This window comes from Streptacidiphilus pinicola (assembly GCF_003258295.1).
Lineage (GTDB): Bacteria > Actinomycetota > Actinomycetes > Streptomycetales > Streptomycetaceae > Streptacidiphilus > Streptacidiphilus pinicola.
Map to the genome: position 1 here is coordinate 1 of NZ_QKYN01000037.1, position 16,421 is coordinate 16,421.

The window sequence follows — 16,421 nt, forward strand, 5'->3', positions numbered from 1 at the left end:
CCCACAAGCACCGGCCGATGCGACACCGCCAACTGCGCCCCCGCAAGCTCCCCCTCAAACCCCACATCCCCCGCAACCACCACCCGCCCCAAAACCCGCCCCCGCAAACCCTCAACCACTTCACCGTCCAACACCACACCCGACTCCACGCCACCCACGCCACCCACGCCAGACGCACCCATCACAAACCCCTTCCAACACACCGCACCACGCGGCCCAGTCATCGAAACCAGCTCGCTGCAAGCCGGCCCACACGCACACGCGCGCACACACACCCGCGACGGAAACAACATCACTACCCCGAACCGGTCGAGCGCGACTCGAACGAGCAACACCCCCCACGCCAGTCTGCCCACAACCAGCACCCCCAGCCCGGGATGCAGGACAAACCCGCGACATGCCGGTCGAAGGCCCACACCTCTTCCAGCGGCACGTGGTGGTTGCGCGCGGAAAGTCGTGTGTGGCGGCCAAAGACCTCCGCGATCTGAGGCAGGGTCAGGAAGTCGCCGGCCAGCGGGACGGCACAGCCGAGGAGCTGCTCGGGGCGGTCGAAGGCGAGTGCCGCGAACACGCCGATGTCGCGCGTCGAGATCAGTGAGAGCGGGATGTCGGCGCGGACAGGGAGGTCGGCCACCACAGCACGGGTCAGTCGCCGTTCCCCGCCAGGCCGCTGTCCCGGAGCACCAGGTCGACGGTTGCCTGCAACGAACTCGTGCTCGGCACCACCGTCTCGACCGCACCCGGGAGAAGGTCGAGCTCGCGATACCACGCACGCATCTCGGACGCCCCGAACTCGGCGGACTCGGGTTTGCCCGCGTGGCGTACCAGGGTCTCCTCGAACGGGACGTCCAAGTAGTACATGCGGGTCAGCCCACAGTGATCACGCCGCAAGGCCTCGAGCATCGCTCCGTACCGGTCGCTGTTCAGGATTCCTTCGACGACCACGTGAAACCCGTGGTCGAGTGAGTAGCGCGCCACCGTGTCGATCAAACCGATCGCGTGACAGCCCGGGATGTCAGGCTCCCGCAGCACCTGCCGACGAAGAACGTCCTGCTGGACCAGCGCCACACCCCGGCCGAAACGCCGCCGGATCCCCTCCGCCACCGACGACTTCCCCGAGGCCGAGTTGCCGCGCAGGATCACGAGTCGGGTGGTTGGCTCGCCTACCGTCACGTGCCCACCGTAACGACCCAGACCGTCACCAGGTGACCCGCCTCACCTCGCCTCGACCGATCACAAACCGGGCGCGCCGGCCCGCCGGGCTGCTGTTCGCCTCCGAGATGCTCCTGAAGAGCAACCACGGCGGCACCTGGCGCCGCGCCGACTACACCGAGTGGCTCACCCGGGCCATGGCCTGTCTGGCATCGGCGCAGCATCCGCCAGCCCGGAAGCCGGCCCCGCTACCCGAAAACCGATCGGCTACGACGAGCTGACGTCCCGGGCCGGCTCGCCAACCGAGTCACACAACGGCGCCGCGGGCCGGAGGTCGGCTCACCTCGCTCCGGCGAGTCGCCAGGCCTGCCTCCCGACGGGGCCGTCGCCGCAGTCGGAGAGGAACACGTAGCCGAAACGCTCGGTCGTGAGGCACCGGCCGGTGGCCGCGTTCATGAGCTTGCCGTTCGCGCGCTGCGTCCACAGCGAGTTGTCACTCAGGCACGAGCGCACGACGGCTACGGTGCGATAGCCCTCGCTCTCCAGGCAGCCGCCGTCCGACGAGAAGATTCGTTCCACTGCCGCGTTCCTGTGGGTGGCGCGCACCTCCCACAGCTGGCGGAGGCTGTCGAATCCCATCCCGCAGCCTCCCGTACGGACAGCGCCTCCGTAGCGGTCCGCTTCCAGGCAGCGTCCGGTCAAAAGATTGACCATCCGCCCCCGCTCGTCGGCGTGCGCCGCCGTGGCGGTACCGGTGAACAAGGCGAGGGCCACGGAGGCGACGACAGCGGCGCGGCACCGCTTCATCCACGACGTTCGGCTCATACGGCATCCCTTCAAAGGGCCATGACAAGGAGGACCCGTTCGTGCCAGAGCCTCCAGGACGACGGATCGTCGCTCATCGAACCAATGGCGGATCCAGAAGTAACGCACGCCGCCCGCCTGTCGCGTGTCGAACGCCCGGCACTCGATGAACCTCCCCACCGCGCTTCGGCCTTCCATCGACGAGCGCAGCGACAAGGTCGACGCCGAGCGACCAGAGCGCCGTGGGCCGTTCGGGTGGGTCTTGGAGCCAGTCTGTGGTCTGCCCCCGCGCACGCGGAAGCACTTTCAGGGCAAGCCCCCGCGCAGTGTCACGGTGGGCACCCGCCGCGCCCCGAGCGCCGACCGCCATGCAAGGAGTGGTCCCTGTGGTCCGCAAGTCCGAGAAGACCGAGAAGACCGCCACACCGCCGCAGCCCGAGCCCGAGACCGGCTCACAAACGCCCGAGCAGCAGGCCGTCCAGCCCGCGTCGGTTCGGGCCGCGTGGGACCGGCCCGATTTCCAGTCCGTCGACACGGCCATGGAGGTCACCGCTTACGCGGGGCGCGACTGAGCCGTCCCGGAAACCTCTATGAGCATCCTTCAACTCATCGTCGTCCCGGAGGAGTCGTGCGCCTGCTCAGGACCGAAGCGCCCGCCGTTGCGGCGCCCCCGCTCACGGGCGCCGAGTTCCGCGCCGCGCTGTCCGCACTGGAGCCCCGCTACTGGGACGCCCACCCCTTCCACACGCGGCTGCACCAGGGCCTGCTCGACGAGGACGGGTTGCGCCTCTGGGTGGCGAACCGCTGGTACTACCAGCGGTCCATTCCACAGAAGGACGCCGCCATCCTCGCCAACTGCCCACTGGCGGAGGTCCGCCGCCAGTGGCTGCCGCGGATCGTCTACCACGACGGCGCCGACGCGGGATCGGGTGGCACCGAGATGTGGCTGCGGCTGGCCGAAGCGGTGGGGCTGAGCCGGGCAGCAGTGCTGTCCGAGGAGCACGTCCTGCCGGGCGTGCGCTTCGCCGTGGACGCCTACATCTCCTTCGCGCGCCGTCAGCCGTGGCTGGAGTCGGTCGCGTCCGGCCTGACGGAGCTGTTCTCGCCCGGCCTGTTGCGCCACCGGCTGCGGCGACTGCGCGAGCACTACCCGTGGATCGCCGATCAGGGCCTTGCCTACTTCACCGCCCGCCTGGACGTCGTGGAGGCCGAGGGCGCGGGAACGCTGGACCTGGTGGTCCGCCACGCCACCACGCGCGCCCAGCAGGACGCCTGCGTGGCCGCGCTGTCGTTCAAGTGCCAGGTCCTGCAGGCCGTGCTGGACGCCGTCGACTACCGGTACACCGCCGCACAGGCGAAGCCGTGACGACCGGCCCGACGGCCGCCGTGGGACCAGCTCCGGCCCCACGGCTTGGACCAGGCGTCCGGTTCACCCATGACGCCGCCCGTGCTGCCGACCTCCTCCTGCTCCCGGAGAAGGTCCTGGTGCTGAACACCACCGCCGCGGCCGTGCTGGCACTGTGCGACGGGAGCCGCGGCCTCGACGAGATCACGGCAGCGCTGAAGGACCGCTACGAGCACGTCAACAGGCAGGATGTCATCGACCTGCTCGCCAGGCTCGAACAGCACCGTGCGGTCGCGCATGGCTGAGGCAGACCGGCCCTGGGAGGTTGCGGCTCCCTTCGGGCTGCTGGCCGAACTCACCCACCGCTGTCCATTGCACTGCCCTTACTGTGCCAACCCAATTCAACTCACCCCGCGGGCCGACGAACTGACCACGGCCCAGTGGAAGGACGTGATCTCCCAGGCCCACGCGATCGGCGTCGTGCAGCTGCACCTCTCCGGTGGTGAGCCTCTGGCCCGCGCCGACCTGCCCGAGCTGGCTTTCCACGCCCGCAGCTCGGGCGCCTACGTCAACCTGGTCACCAGCGGCGTCGGGCTGACCCGCGAACGAGCGTTGCTCCTCGCCGATCGCGGTGTCGACCACGTCCAGCTCTCCCTCCAGGACGCGGACGCCGGCCCCGCCGACTACGTCGCGGGAGCCCGCGCACACCAGTGCAAGCTGGCCGCAGCGAAGGCGATCACCGGCGCCGGGCTGCCGCTGACCGTCAACATCGTCCTGCACCGCGGCAACATCGGTCGGACCGCACGCATCATCGACCTCGCCGTCGCCCTGGGCGCGGACCGCGTCGAGCTGGCCAACGCCCAGTTCTACGGATGGGGTCTGCTCAACCGCTCCACGCTGCTCCCCACCCGGGACCAGCTCGACGCGTCGCTCGTGGCCGTCGAACAGGCACGCACCCGGCACGCTGCGGCCGGCCGCGGACCGCACATCGTTCACGTCGTCTCCGACTACTACGCCGGCCGCCCCAAGCCGTGCATGGACGGCTGGGCGCGACGGCAACTCACCGTGACCCCGTCCGGGGACGTGCTGCCCTGCCCCGGCGCCTCGGTGATCCGCTCTCTGCCGGTGGAGAACGCGCTGCGCCGTCCGCTCGCCGAGATCTGGTACGACTCCGAGGCGTTCAACGCGTTCCGCGGCACCGGCTGGATGTCCGACCCGTGCCGGTCCTGCCCCAGCCGGCACGAGGACTTCGGCGGCTGCCGCTGCCAGGCCTTCCACCTCACCGGCGACGCGGCCCGCACCGACCCCGTCTGTCGCCTCTCCCCCGACCGCGCCCTGATCGACTCCGCGCTGGCCCAGGCAGGCGGACTCCCTCAGGCGGACCACGTCATGCGGACGCCGCCAGTGGCCGACGCGCGAACCGCGTCGGAAGGACGCTGACATGGGGACCGCCGCGTGAAGGTGATCGTGCTCGGGACCGCCGCCGGAGGAGGCTTCCCCCAGTGGAACTGTGCCTGCGCCCTCTGCGCCGCGGCGAGGCAGGGACGCCTGCCGGCCCGGACCGGGGACTGCGTCGCCGTCAGCGGCGACGCACGCTCCTGGTGGCTGCTCAACACCTCACCCGACCTCTGCGCCCAACTCCTGGCCACCCCCGCCCTCGCACCTGGCCCCGGCACGCGCGACACACCCCTGCGCGGCGTGCTGCTCACCGATGCGGAGGCCGACCACATCCTCGGCCTCCCCCTCCTGCGCGGCGGCCCGCCACTCGAAGTCCTCGCCGGAGCCACCGTCCTCGAAGCCCTGCCGCTACGGGAGGTCATCGATTCCTATACGCCCTGGCACTGGACCGCGCTGACACCGGACACCCCCTACGAACTCGCCGGAGGACTGACGGTCACGCTGCACCCGATCGGCCGCAAAGCCCCGAAATTCGTCAACTCCCCTACTGAATACGCCAGCTGGGTCTGCGCCTACCGCATCGAAGCCCGCCCCGACGGAGGCACACTGCTCTACGCGCCGTGCTTCGACACCTGGAGCCCAGCACTGGACGCACTGGTGGCAAGCGTGGACTGCGCCCTGCTCGACGGCACGTTCCACTCCGCCGACGAACTCGCACCAGTCGCACCCGGCGCCACCGCGCAGCGAACCATGGGTCACCTGCCGATCACCGGCCCGGGTGGCAGCCTCGCAGCGCTGACCCGCCACCCGCGAGTACGCCGGATCTACACCCACCTCAACAACACCAACCCCCTGCTCGACCCCGACTCCCCCGCCCACCGGTCGGTCACTGCGGCCGGAGTCCAACTCCTCCCAGACGGGACAGAACTGACCCTGCCCCGGCCAGCACACCAGCCACTCCACGACCCCGGCCGACCCACCGAACCACCTCACTTCACCGAAGCCGCCCCCGCAGCCGGCACCCCCCAGGGCTTGCACCCCACACCTGCCAGACCACTCAGACGCGCAGGCCCGTAACGCGCTCCGGCCAGGTCGGCACGCCAGTCGCGGGTCGGCACCAGTCCCGGCTCCACCAGTTCCCAGCCGTTGAAGAAGGCCGCGATCTCGCTGCGGGTGCGCAGATGGATCGGTGCGATGTCCTGCGAGTGGACCCGCGCCGCCTGGAATGTGCCGGCCAGCCGTTGGGTGTCCTCGGCGTGGCTGAGAGCCAGGCAACTGCCTGGCGTGAGAGCGTCGCAGTAGCGCGCGACGACGTCGGCCGGCCGGCCCGCGTGGGGGATGCCGTGCAACACAGCGATCATCAGCACCGCGGTCGGTCGGTCCGGATCGAACAAGCGCCGCGCCTGGGGCGAACCCAGCACGCCGGCGGTGTCGCGCAGATCGGCCCGCAGCGCGGCGCAGGTCCCCTCGGGAAGCAGGAGTTGGTTGTGCGCGACCACGACGGGGTCGTGATCGACGTACAGGACGCGCGCGTCCTCGACACCCGCCTCACGGGTCACCTCGTGGGCTGCGCCTCTGGTCGCCAGCCCCGACCCGAGGTCGAGGAACTGGCGGATCCCCGCCGCGGCCAGGAGGCGGACCGCGCGAACAGCGAAGGCGCGGTTCACCCGCACCACGTTCGGCAGATCGGGCATCGCCTCCGCGAGCCGACGAGCGGCCTGCCGGTCCGCCTCAAAGTTCACGGTCCCGCCGAGGATGCAGTCGTAGACCCGGGCGATACACGGCTGGGTCGGGTCGACTGCCGACGGAACCGGACCAGGCCCCTGGCTCACACGCACCCTCCTTTCACGTCCGGCCGCCAACCCGACAGCCGTATCCGCCCAAATTCACTGAGCGCCGACACCCGGAGCCACGCGGCCCGCCGACCAAGCCGACTGACCCTCGATGCCGAACCTCGAAACCGTTCGCGCGCGGCTGCTTCCGGACCAGACCCGCGCGCGTGGCCGAACCACCTCCTCGTCGGCGAACTACGTTATGCGTTGTTCGTTCTACTCTGTGTCATATGACCGGAATCGACCAGAGCGAGCCCGGCGAATCGCCCCGCCGGCGGCCGCAGGGTCGGCTGCCGCACGGACCCCGCAGGCGCCTGGTGCCGCTCGTCGCCGCATTGATTCTGCTCGCCGCGGCCACAGGCATCGGCGTGGCGATCACGCAATGGACGCACACCGCCCCCGGGCCCTCCAGGGCACCGGCCGTCCGGGAGATCAGGGGACTGCACGCGATCGCGACCGCCGACGCGTCCGGCTACGCACTGTTCACCACAGCCGGAACCGTCCGGTTCCTGCCCGGCGTCGACCTCGGTGCCACCATCCCGGGGCACCAACCCGGCGAACTCGCCATCACCGTCGCCGACTACACCAGATGGTTCGACCAGATGGGCCGGCTCGGGATCCACGCCGTGCGGATCTACACCATCCACCCTCCCGACTTCTATCGCGCACTGCGGGGCTACGACACCGCCCACCCCACCGACCCGATCTACCTGGTCCAGGGCGTCTACCTGCCCAACGACGTCTACCTCCAGAAGCAGAACCTCTACGATCCGCAGGCCACGGAGACGTTCCGTCAGGAGCTGCGTGACGCCGTCTCAGCCGTCAGCGGGAAGCTGATCCGCCCGCCACGGCCCGGGTTCGCGAGCGGGACCTGGACCGCCGATCTGTCACGATGGACGGCCGGCTGGGTCATCGGCGTCGAGTGGGACCCCTACGCCACTGCCGCCACCGACCGGGCCAATCCCCACGCGCCCGCCGTCCACGGGCGCTATTTCGCCAGCACTCCGGACGCCACACCGACCGAACGCTGGATCGCCGCCCGCATGGACGACACCGCCTCAGCCGAAGCGGCCGAGGGATGGACCGCACCACTGGCCTTCGCCAACTGGCCCACCACCGACCCGCTGCGCCACCTCAACGAACCCAACCCGCAGGAGGACATGGTCGGTGTGGACGCCTCCCACGTGCTCCCGACCCGCAACTGGCCCGGGGGCACCTTCGCGAGCTTCCACGTCTACCCGTACTACCCGGACTTCCTGCAGTACCAGCCGAGCCTGCAGACCTACCTCCGGGCCGGGCGCGTGGACCCCTACGCCGGCTACCTGCACGACCTGCTCGCGCACTTCAAAGGCGTGATGCCCGTGATGATCACCGAGTTCGGCGTGCCGTCGTCACTGGGGTCGGCCCACAACGCGCCACTCGGCCGGACGCAGGGCGAGCACAGCGAGCAGGACTCCATGCGGACCGACGCGCAGTTGCTGCTCATGATGCGCCAACTCGGCATGGCGGGAGCGTTCGTCTTCGAGTGGACCGACGAGTGGTACAAGAAGACCTGGAACACCCAGCTCCACCAGATCCCACTGGACCGGCTGCAACTGTGGCACGACACCTTCACCAACGAGCAGTACTTCGGCGTCCTCGCCACCGACCCGGTCCCCTTCGGCCCTCCCCAGACCATCTACCGGAACCCCGGCGCGACGACCGTCCAACAGGTCACCGCCACCCTGGACGCGTCCTTCATCCACCTCGCCGTCACCTTCGCCCGCCCGCCCAGCACAGGCATCACGCTCGGTCTGGACACCGTCCCCACCCGCGCCACCACACCACCCCCCGGCTCCACCGACCGGCACGCCGCCTACGCGGTCGTCCTCGACCCGCTCCATCACACCGGCCAGACCTGGGTACGCGACGAACTCGACCCCGACCAGGTCGACTACGCACCCATCCCGGACGACGCCCGCCCCGCGGCGCAGGACGGCTGGCGCCCCCTCGAACTCGTCACCGACCGGCCCTGGACCCTGCCGCTGACGCACGTGAGCACCCGCATGCAGTTCGACAACGTCGGCCTGCTCCGCTATGGAGACTGGGCACCTGACGCCCCGAACTACGACAGCCTCGCCCTGTGGCACCTGACCGGCGCCGAGCTCGATCTGCGCATCCCCTGGGCCATGGCCGGGATCAGCGACCCCTCCTCACACCAGGCACTCGTCCCCCGGGGCATGAACCAGGCCACCAGCCGCACCGTCTCGGACATCAGCCTCACCGTCACCGACGACGCCCCCACCGCACAGCAGGCCGGCGCCCTCCGCTGGTCCGACTGGCAGACCGTCCAGTACACCGAGCGCACCAAACCCGCGGCAGCGGCACTCCACGACGCCTTCACCGCGGTCAGCACACCCTGACATCCACACCGGCGCGTCCTCGGGTTCCCCCGAGGGGGCCGTCCCCCTTGCCAGCATGGAGCACAGATGACCGGCCGTTCCCTCCGACTCCGTTGTGCCGCGATCACCGCAACCCTTGCGGCCGGGATGACAGGCATCACCACCGGCTGCTCGTCCTCCAGCGGCTCAGCCGCGTCGAGTTCGGCATCCAGCTCCGCGGTGCCGCCCCGCGTCAGCGCGTCCGGGGGTACCACCGTCGTGCACCTGTACGGCGTCCAGCAGTCGAGTGGGGTGTACCAGCCGAACGGGAGTGCTGTGGCCGATCCGAGTGCCTCACCGGCGCCGGGCAGCTACCTGGTGGGCACCGACACCGATTACGACGGCGACCACACCAGCCACTCGGCCCAGGCGGTGGGCACCGACCACCTGTACTGCCTGATCACAGAGGCCCCGACCACCGGCACCTGCTCCGCCGAGATCGAGTTGGGCACGGCGATGCTGATCTCCGACGGCTCGACCCAGGACCTCTCGGCCAACGGGGCGATGACCTTCCCGATCACCAACGGCACCGGTCGCTTTGCCGGAGTCCACGGAACCGTGACGGTCACCGGGGTCACCGGCACCAACAACTCCGACTTCACCATCACATACTCCCGTTGACTGAACCTGGCGGGCAGCCCCGATCACGGGTGATCGCGCAACCCCTGCTCGATCTGCACCCAGATCGCCTCCAGATCCATGTCGCCGGCGGCCGCGAGCGCCCATGCCTGCCACGCGGTGACCTCGCCGAGCCTCAAGACCACCTCGAACAGCGCCTCCTGGTCATCCGCCAGCAGCTTCTCCAGGACCTGCGCACCGAAGGTGCCGTCCAGAAGGTGATCCAGCACTTTGGCGACGTGTGCACCGTTCCTCCCGGAGCCGCACTGCGCCGCCAGTTGACGAGCCAGCTCCCGGGGGTCGCCGGCATCCGTCTGGGACGCCAGCGCCGGGACCAGCCAGCTCAGCACGAGCACCACTCCGGCCGTCAGGTGAGCGATGCCGTCGAACGTCCCCGCGTCGGCATCCCGGTACAGGACCTCCGCGAGGATCCGTCCGGCCGCGTAGTCCTTGAGGTCACTATCCCGACACGAGGCCGGATACAGCGAGGCACGCAGCAGCGGCACCACGCGACCGGCCGCGGCCGCACGGGTGGCCCCCACCCGGGGTGCGAGTTGCAGCGCCAGGGAGTCGGTCATGCGCTCCAGTGTGGGGGCGGTGCGCGCCACACGCCCGGGTTTGCAGGAAGTTCCCCAGGCCGCTCACTGAACGGCCAGTGCGGTCGACGTGCACAGCCTCACCAACCGGTGCGGTGCCGGAGCCAGGCACGCCCGATCTCGGCCATCTGCCGCTGGTAGGGGCGCAGGCGTGGGGCCCGGGATGGAGCCGGGAGCCGCCAGGAGTTCTCCCAGTAGCCGGTGAGGGCGATGGCGAAGAAGGTGATGGCCTCGGGGGGAGCGTCTGCCCAGGCGGCGACGTTGCTACTCATGAGCGCCTCGGCCTCTTCGGGGGTGTGCCCGGCCTGGATGAGGTGGGGCAGGAACAACGCCGGATCGATCCACGCGGCGCCCCGGTGCAGATAGGCCCAGTCGACGACGACGTCGGTCCCGCTCTGGCCGAGGAGCATGGTGTCCGGCCCCAGGTCGGCATGGAGCAGGATGGTGCCGTCCGCGTAGGGCAGCCAGAAGCGCTCAGTGGCGGCAAGCCGGTCGAGGTTGCGCGTGGCCCAGGGATCGAGGGCGGCAGCCGTCTCCGCGAACTGCCGCCATCCGCGGAATTCCTCGCCCAAGACCGTGATGAAGCCGGGCGCTTCCGGGACCGGTGCCGGCGTGACCGCGGCGGTGAGGCGGTCCAGGAGTCCGAGGGCGCGGGCGAGGTCGGGAGAGCCAGGGGTGAGGTCCGGGTGCCGAGCTCCGGCGATGCCCTCGAAGGCCATCAGCCACCAGCCGGACGTCCGCCATGCGTGGCGCAGTCGTGGAACCGGCACCCCGGCGGGCACCAGCAGTTGGTTGATCGCACTCTCCTGCCGGTAGCGCTGGTACAGGACGTGCTCAGTGGGGATGCCCTTGAGGAACAGCCGGGCGCCGGTGGCGAAACGCAGGCGGGCGGCGAGGCCCGCGAAGCGTGCGCCGGCAAGTGTGTGGACCTCGACGACCGGGGCTCCCGCCAGTGACTCCACCTCCGCACGGACCTTGGCGGGAAGCAGGAACCAGTCGGTTCCCGCGTCGGCGTCCGCCAGGTTGTTGACGACGTTCTCGTCGGCCACCAGTCCCCTCCAGCCATTGGGATGTTGGAGATCTTAGAGCCCAAGCCTCGACAAATTCTTCACAATTGGGGATCTGCATGCGGTCTGCTTCGACGGAGAAAGGTATAGACCTCCTGCTCAGTGAGGCTGCGGCGGCGCCCGAAGCCGGAAAGGCGGGTCTCCACACATCGCACACATATGAGATGGTCGGCCGCTGCCGCAGCGGCCTTGGGCGCACGGCTTCCCACCGCCGAGCGTAGAGCGCCATCCGTCAGGCCGACAGGACTGTCGTCACGTCAAGGCCCGGACGTGCCAGGCCCCGCATCCGTCCGGGATGCGGGGCCTGGGTCTCATGCCACGTCGGGTGTCACCCGCGCGCCGGCACTAGCAGTGCCGGTGCCGGGACTTGACGATGACGGTCTTGTGGATGTGGAACTTGGTGTCCACCTTGGTTCCGACCTTCGTCGCCTGGGCCTGGAGTTGGCCTTCGTGCTGGCCCTGGCCCTGGTGCTGGCCCTGACCCTGGCCCTGACCCTGGCCCTGGTGCTGGCCCTGGTGAGCAGTGGCGTGCGCCGAGGTGTGGTTCAGGTTCAGCGCGGTGCTGTTGTTGTCGTTGTGGCTGTTGTTGCGGTTGTCGATCTTGATGTTGACTCCACCCTTGCCGGAGCCCGGGTCCTCGTCGCCGGAGAGGATCCGGGTCGGGTCCGACGCCGAAGCGACGGGCACGAGGCCCTCACCGAAGTCGAAGGACAGCGCGGCCGTGTTGGTGACGAACTCCGGCGCGTCGTCCGCCACGTTCACGGTCAGGTAGATCGTCGGGAACTCGGTGGCCGAGTCCAGGGACCCGCCCCGCTCGCACGTCAGCGTGGCCAGCTGGCAGTCCCAGCCGACACCGCTCATCGAGGTGGCGGTCATCGACGCAGGCAGGTAGTCGGTGACCAGGAAGCCCCCGGTGGCGTCCAGGCCGGAGTTGCCCACCGTGATCATGTAGGTGGCGTTGTGCTGGCCCTGCTTGAACGGCCCGATGTGGGACTTGGCGATGGACAGGCCCAGCCCGGGGATCACGGGCTGCTTCGGGGCCGGCTTGGCCCGGCCGGCCGGACGTCCTGCGCGAGTGGGTCGCGGCTGAGACTTCTCGACCGCGCCGAGGACGTGCGCGAGCGGCCGCTCATGGCCGGGCGAGAGGGCGACGTTGACTCCCTCCGAGGCTCCGAGGCCGGGCCCCTGGCCCAGCGCCGAGGCCGGCGCGCTCATTCCGAGGACTCCAACGCCCGCTGCCACCACTGCCGCTATGCACGAACTGCGCATGCAAATCCCTCCTTCTTCTCCGAGCACAGCCGCGCAGGCTCGTCGCTCTACGCAATCAGTTAGCTACGCTCCGTTGCGAGCGAGCATATGGTGATCACCGCCGGTTTTCCCGCCGCGCATCCGGTCGTCCTGACCGAGGCGCCGCGTGGGCGGCTCGTCCCTCCGGCATAAGCGGTCGTCGCGGGGCGCCGACTCGGCCACCGAACAGGGGCCTTTCGACGACGTGCGGGAGCCACCTCGCCAAGCGCGGTGGCATCCTGGCCGGCGCTTCTGGAAGCCGAACGCGACACAGCATCTTTGTCCTTTTGCCGCACGTGAGTTGGAACCCGGCCGGTCGGACGCGACTCGGGATTCGCGGGTGCGCCGCGGGACCCGTGCGGGAGCCTGGGGAGCACTCCTCACTCACCGGTTCGCGCGGACGCCGCAAGAAGGGCGGCCGCCGGTTCCACCGACCTACCGGAGCGCGAAATCCAGGTCGGCATCCGGGCGACGGCGCTCGGCGAATACGGCCACCGCGTGCTCACGACTCCCCAGTTGATTGATCCCTGGTCAGAACCGCTCCGCCCCGTGGCGATGTCAGCAAGTGCAGGTCAAAGGCGGCGGGTATAGCGTGGTGACGGGCCGATCTGTGGACCGCGAAGGAGGCTTGGGACAGGTTACGGAAGTCGCGTACCCGTCTGCATGCGGCTGCGCCGGCCCCCGCCACGCCGCGACGTTCTCGTCGGCCTCTGGCCTGCCGAAGGGGCCGGGGAGGTGCGGTCGTGAGATCTCAACGGCGATCACATCCTTATCTGCTGACCGGCTTCGGCCTGTGGGCGGCTCTCCTCATCTGCCTCTACTACGCGTTCTCCAGCCAGCGGCTGATATTCGTGGCCATCGGCCTGAGCGGCGTGTCCGCCATTCTGTTGGGCGTCGCCGTCAACCGGCCGGCCGGCCGCTTGCCGTGGCTGCTTCTCGCCGCCGCGAATCTCAGCTTCGCGGCCGGGGAGTTCGCCCAGATCGTGCTCATCCAGTTCCTGCACGAGAACCCGTTCCCCTCGACGGCGGACGCCTTCTACCTGGCCACCTACGTCCTGTACGCGGCAGGGCTGCTCGGCTTCGTCCGGTGGCGTTCGGCCCGGCGGGACCGCGCCAGCTTCGTCGACGCGCTGACGCTGACCGTCGGCCTGGCCCTGCTCTGCTGGATCTATGTGATCGTTCCCTACGCGCACACCGCCGGACTGACGTGGCTCCAGAAGGCCATCACCATCGCCTATCCACTGGGGGACATCCTGGTACTGGCGGTGCTGCTGCGTCTGCTGGCTCCGCGCGGCGGCAAGAGCGTCTCCGTGGTGCTGCTCACCGTAGGTACCCTGGGCCTGCTCGCCTCCGACATCGCTTACGCGCTGATCCAGCTGTACGGCACGTGGCGGACCGGCACCGTGGTCGATCTGGGCTGGGCCGTCTTCTACACCGCCTGGGGCGCAGCCGCCCTGCACCCGTCGATGGTGACGCTGACGCAGCCCGTCGCGGTGAAGCCGGAGACTGGCCGGGGGCGACTGGGTCTGCTCACCCTCGCCTCTTTGATCGCGCCCGGCATGCTGCTGCTGGCCGCCGCCCGCGGCGACACCAGGAACGCCGGCGTGATCGGAGCCTTCTCCGCCGTCCTGTTCTTCCTCGTGCTCTACCGGCTCTCCGGGGTGGCGGCCACACACCGCCAGTCGGTGACCCGCGAGCAGGTGCTGCGGGTCGCGGTGGCGGAGCTCGGTCAGGCGACGTCGCCTTCCGATGTCGCCACGGCCGTCCACGCCGCCACGATCGCCCTGCTCAGCGGTTCCGGCCAGGAGGCCGTGTTCACGGCCAGGGATGAGGCCGGCGTCTGGCTGTCCAGGGCGACACGCGTCGAATTCGAGCAGTCGGCACCTCTGGCGGGCCCGGCATTGTGCGCGCTGGTCGGAGACGGCCGTCCACGCCAGTTGGCCTCCGACCGTCTGCCGGAGCCGCTCGTGGCCCAAGTGCCGCGTCGGCGAAGCGCGCTGGTCTGCCCGATCGCCTTGCCTGAGGCGGATGCGGAGGATCCCGTCATCGGTGCGCTGGTCGTGGTCGGGGACGAGCGGGAACTGCTGGTGCTCCACGACAGTCTGGTGACCCTCACCACCCAGGCCGCGCAGGCCCTGCAACGCATCCTGCTCAGCCACGAGGTCAGCAAGCGCAACAGCGAGGCGTACTTCAGGACCCTGGTGCAGAACGCGTCGGACGTCGTCCTCATCCTCGACGACGACCGGATCCGGTACGCGAGCCCGTCGGCCGACCAGGTGCTGGGCTCGCCCACGCTGGCCGGGAGCCGCCTGACCGACCTGGTCCCGCCGCAGGAGAGCCGCGCGGTGGTCCGCGCTCTGGATCAGATGCGGGAGCCGGAGTTCCAGGGTCGCCGGGTGCACTGGCGCATGCTGCGGGCCGACCAGACCACGATCGAGGTCGAGGTCCGCTGCAGCGATCTGCGGGAGGACCCGACCGTGGGCGGGCTGGTGCTGACCCTGCGCGATGTGACCGAGCAACGCAAGCTCGAGCGGGAGCTGACCCACCGGGCCTTCCACGACCCGCTGACCGGTCTGGCGAACCGGGTGCTGTTCGAGGAGCGCATCTCCCACGCGCTGACGCAGAGCCAGCGCGCCGGGAGGGTGGTCGGCGTTCTCTTCGTCGACGTGGACGACTTCAAGGTTGTTAACGACGTACAAGGTCACGCGGTCGGCGACGAGCTCCTGGTCGCTCTGTCGCTGCGTCTGTCGACCACCGTCCGTGCCTCCGACACGGCCGCGCGGATCGGCGGGGACGAGTTCGCCCTGCTCGTCGAGGACCCGATGACCCCCGAGGACGTGGAGACCTTCGCGGACCACGTCCTCGAGGTCTTCGCGGAGCCCTTCCGGCTCAGCGTGGGGATGGTGAGTGTCTATGCGAGCGTAGGCATCGCGACCACGGAGGACAGCTTCGACGCGGTGGAGCTGCTGGCCCACGCGGATCTCGCGCTGTACGAGGCGAAGACGGCCGGCAAGCGCCAGTGGCGCCGCTACCACCCCGCCCTGCAGAGCGGCATGGTGGAGCGGCACGCACTGCAGGAGAGCCTGGACCGGGCGGAGATCGAGTCGTTCAAGGTCGTCTACCAGGCCATCGTGGAACTCGGCTCGGGGCGGGTCGCCGGGTTCGAGGCGCTGCTTCGCTGGCCGCACTCCACCCGGGGCATGGTGATGCCGGAGCAGTTCATCCCGCTCGCGGAGGAGAGCGGGCAGATCGTGCCCCTGGGCAGCTGGGTGCTCGTGCAGGCGTCCAAGGAGGCCGTCGCGTGGCACGCGATGCTCACCGAGCGGAACCCGGGGCCGCCCGGCGTTGCCCTCGGCGCCAAACTGCCGTACGTGAGCGTGAACGTCTCGCCGCGGCAGTTCCGGGATCGCAGCTTCTTCGAGGTGATGCAGTGGTCCTTGGACCGCAGCGGCATCGACCCGTCCAGCCTGGTGCTGGAGCTGACGGAGGGTCTGCTGCTGCGGCGGGACGACCGCGTCCTCAAGGAGATGCGGGCCCTGACCGAGCTGGGCATCCGGATCGCGATCGACGACTTCGGAACGGGCTACTCGTCGCTGAGCTACCTGCGCGAGTTCCCGATCTCGATCCTCAAGATCGACAAGTCCTTCATCGACGAGCTCGGCCACTCACCCCAGCAGTACGCCCTGGTCGAGGGGATCACGCATCTGGCCGACACCCTCGGCATGAAGGTGATCGCCGAGGGCGTGGAGAACACCACGCAGCGGGACCTGCTGATCTCGATGGGCTGCCCGCTCGGTCAGGGCTTCCTGTTCTCCCGGCCACTGGACTCCGAGTCGGCACAGTCACTCCTGCTGGCCGAGTCGTCCGGGATCCCGACACACGGCACGTTGTGACACCTGGAG

15 protein-coding genes are annotated in these 16,421 nt (G+C 69.8%); 8 read left to right on the forward strand and 7 right to left on the reverse strand.

Annotation, left to right across the window (positions count from 1 at the left end; genetic code table 11):
- Positions 1 to 295: 295 nt before the first annotated feature.
- The 3 genes from DN069_RS09400 to DN069_RS39960 form a co-directional block, all read right to left on the reverse strand.
- The gene (locus DN069_RS09400) at positions 296 to 634 is read right to left on the reverse strand and encodes an NmrA family NAD(P)-binding protein (protein ID WP_165845440.1); all 339 of its coding nucleotides are present in this window, start codon (positions 632 to 634) and stop codon (positions 296 to 298) included.
- 11 nt (positions 635 to 645) lie between these two features.
- Complete coding sequence (locus DN069_RS09405) at positions 646 to 1,173, reverse strand: P-loop NTPase family protein (protein ID WP_111500422.1); 528 nt, start codon at positions 1,171 to 1,173, stop codon at positions 646 to 648.
- Between the two features lie 318 nt (positions 1,174 to 1,491).
- Entirely contained in the window at positions 1,492 to 1,926 is a 435-nt protein-coding gene (locus DN069_RS39960; RefSeq protein ID WP_165845441.1) for an RICIN domain-containing protein, read from the reverse strand.
- Between the two features lie 416 nt (positions 1,927 to 2,342).
- Between DN069_RS39960 and pqqA the strand changes: the two genes are divergently transcribed.
- The 5 genes from pqqA to pqqB are packed head-to-tail and all read left to right on the forward strand — an operon-like array spanning position 2,343 to position 5,776.
- The gene (pqqA, locus tag DN069_RS09420; protein WP_165845442.1) at positions 2,343 to 2,528 is read left to right on the forward strand and encodes a pyrroloquinoline quinone precursor peptide PqqA; all 186 of its coding nucleotides are present in this window, start codon (positions 2,343 to 2,345) and stop codon (positions 2,526 to 2,528) included.
- A gap of 56 nt (positions 2,529 to 2,584) precedes the next feature.
- Positions 2,585 to 3,322, forward strand: a complete 738-nt coding sequence (gene pqqC / locus DN069_RS09425; protein WP_243639035.1) for a pyrroloquinoline-quinone synthase PqqC — start codon at positions 2,585 to 2,587, stop codon at positions 3,320 to 3,322.
- 20 nt (positions 3,323 to 3,342) lie between these two features.
- Complete coding sequence (pqqD, locus tag DN069_RS09430) at positions 3,343 to 3,606, forward strand: pyrroloquinoline quinone biosynthesis peptide chaperone PqqD (RefSeq protein WP_111500580.1); 264 nt, start codon at positions 3,343 to 3,345, stop codon at positions 3,604 to 3,606.
- Positions 3,599 to 4,741 (forward strand): pyrroloquinoline quinone biosynthesis protein PqqE, encoded by a 1,143-nt coding sequence (gene pqqE / locus DN069_RS09435; protein ID WP_111500581.1) that lies wholly within the window; start codon positions 3,599 to 3,601, stop codon positions 4,739 to 4,741. Before pqqD ends, pqqE begins: the two co-directional genes overlap by 8 nt.
- A 15-nt stretch (positions 4,742 to 4,756) precedes the next feature.
- On the forward strand, positions 4,757 to 5,776 hold the full coding sequence (pqqB, locus tag DN069_RS09440) for a pyrroloquinoline quinone biosynthesis protein PqqB (RefSeq protein ID WP_111500426.1): 1,020 nt from the start codon (positions 4,757 to 4,759) through the stop codon (positions 5,774 to 5,776).
- Here the strand turns inward: pqqB and DN069_RS09445 are convergent.
- Complete coding sequence (locus DN069_RS09445) at positions 5,689 to 6,531, reverse strand: SAM-dependent methyltransferase (RefSeq protein ID WP_165845443.1); 843 nt, start codon at positions 6,529 to 6,531, stop codon at positions 5,689 to 5,691. The genes pqqB and DN069_RS09445 overlap by 88 nt on opposite strands.
- Before the next feature lie 230 nt (positions 6,532 to 6,761).
- On the opposite strand from DN069_RS09445, the gene DN069_RS09450 reads away from it, so the two are divergent.
- Both DN069_RS09450 and DN069_RS09455 read left to right on the forward strand, forming a co-directional pair.
- Positions 6,762 to 8,933, forward strand: a complete 2,172-nt coding sequence (locus tag DN069_RS09450) for a hypothetical protein (protein ID WP_133259864.1) — start codon at positions 6,762 to 6,764, stop codon at positions 8,931 to 8,933.
- A 126-nt stretch (positions 8,934 to 9,059) separates the two neighbouring features.
- Entirely contained in the window at positions 9,060 to 9,572 is a 513-nt protein-coding gene (locus tag DN069_RS09455; RefSeq protein WP_133259865.1) for a hypothetical protein, read from the forward strand.
- Between the two features lie 23 nt (positions 9,573 to 9,595).
- Here DN069_RS09455 and DN069_RS09460 read toward each other — a convergent pair whose 3' ends face one another.
- From DN069_RS09460 to DN069_RS09470, 3 genes are all read right to left on the reverse strand, one after another.
- Positions 9,596 to 10,147 (reverse strand): hypothetical protein, encoded by a 552-nt coding sequence (locus DN069_RS09460; RefSeq protein WP_133259866.1) that lies wholly within the window; start codon positions 10,145 to 10,147, stop codon positions 9,596 to 9,598.
- Positions 10,148 to 10,245: 98 nt separating this feature from the next.
- Complete coding sequence (locus DN069_RS09465) at positions 10,246 to 11,214, reverse strand: phosphotransferase family protein (RefSeq protein ID WP_111500431.1); 969 nt, start codon at positions 11,212 to 11,214, stop codon at positions 10,246 to 10,248.
- Between the two features lie 363 nt (positions 11,215 to 11,577).
- Positions 11,578 to 12,447, reverse strand: a complete 870-nt coding sequence (locus DN069_RS09470; RefSeq protein ID WP_165845444.1) for a DUF11 domain-containing protein — start codon at positions 12,445 to 12,447, stop codon at positions 11,578 to 11,580.
- A gap of 815 nt (positions 12,448 to 13,262) precedes the next feature.
- Between DN069_RS09470 and DN069_RS09475 the strand changes: the two genes are divergently transcribed.
- The gene (locus DN069_RS09475) at positions 13,263 to 16,412 is read left to right on the forward strand and encodes a putative bifunctional diguanylate cyclase/phosphodiesterase (protein WP_111500433.1); all 3,150 of its coding nucleotides are present in this window, start codon (positions 13,263 to 13,265) and stop codon (positions 16,410 to 16,412) included.
- Positions 16,413 to 16,421: the final 9 nt, after the last annotated feature.

What these genes read in the sequence shown, in the direction of transcription:
- pqqE (WP_111500581.1), top strand. Translation starts at nt 3,599, where the DNA reads ATGGCTGAGGCAGACCGGCCCTGGGAGGTTGCGGCTCCCTTCGGGCTG.
- DN069_RS09450 (WP_133259864.1), top strand. Translation starts at nt 6,762, where the DNA reads ATGACCGGAATCGACCAGAGCGAGCCCGGCGAATCGCCCCGCCGGCGG.
- DN069_RS09470 (WP_165845444.1), bottom strand. Translation starts at nt 12,447, where the DNA reads ATGAGCGCGCCGGCCTCGGCGCTGGGCCAGGGGCCCGGCCTCGGAGCC.
- DN069_RS09455 (WP_133259865.1), top strand. Translation starts at nt 9,060, where the DNA reads ATGACAGGCATCACCACCGGCTGCTCGTCCTCCAGCGGCTCAGCCGCG.
- DN069_RS09460 (WP_133259866.1), bottom strand. Translation starts at nt 10,147, where the DNA reads ATGACCGACTCCCTGGCGCTGCAACTCGCACCCCGGGTGGGGGCCACC.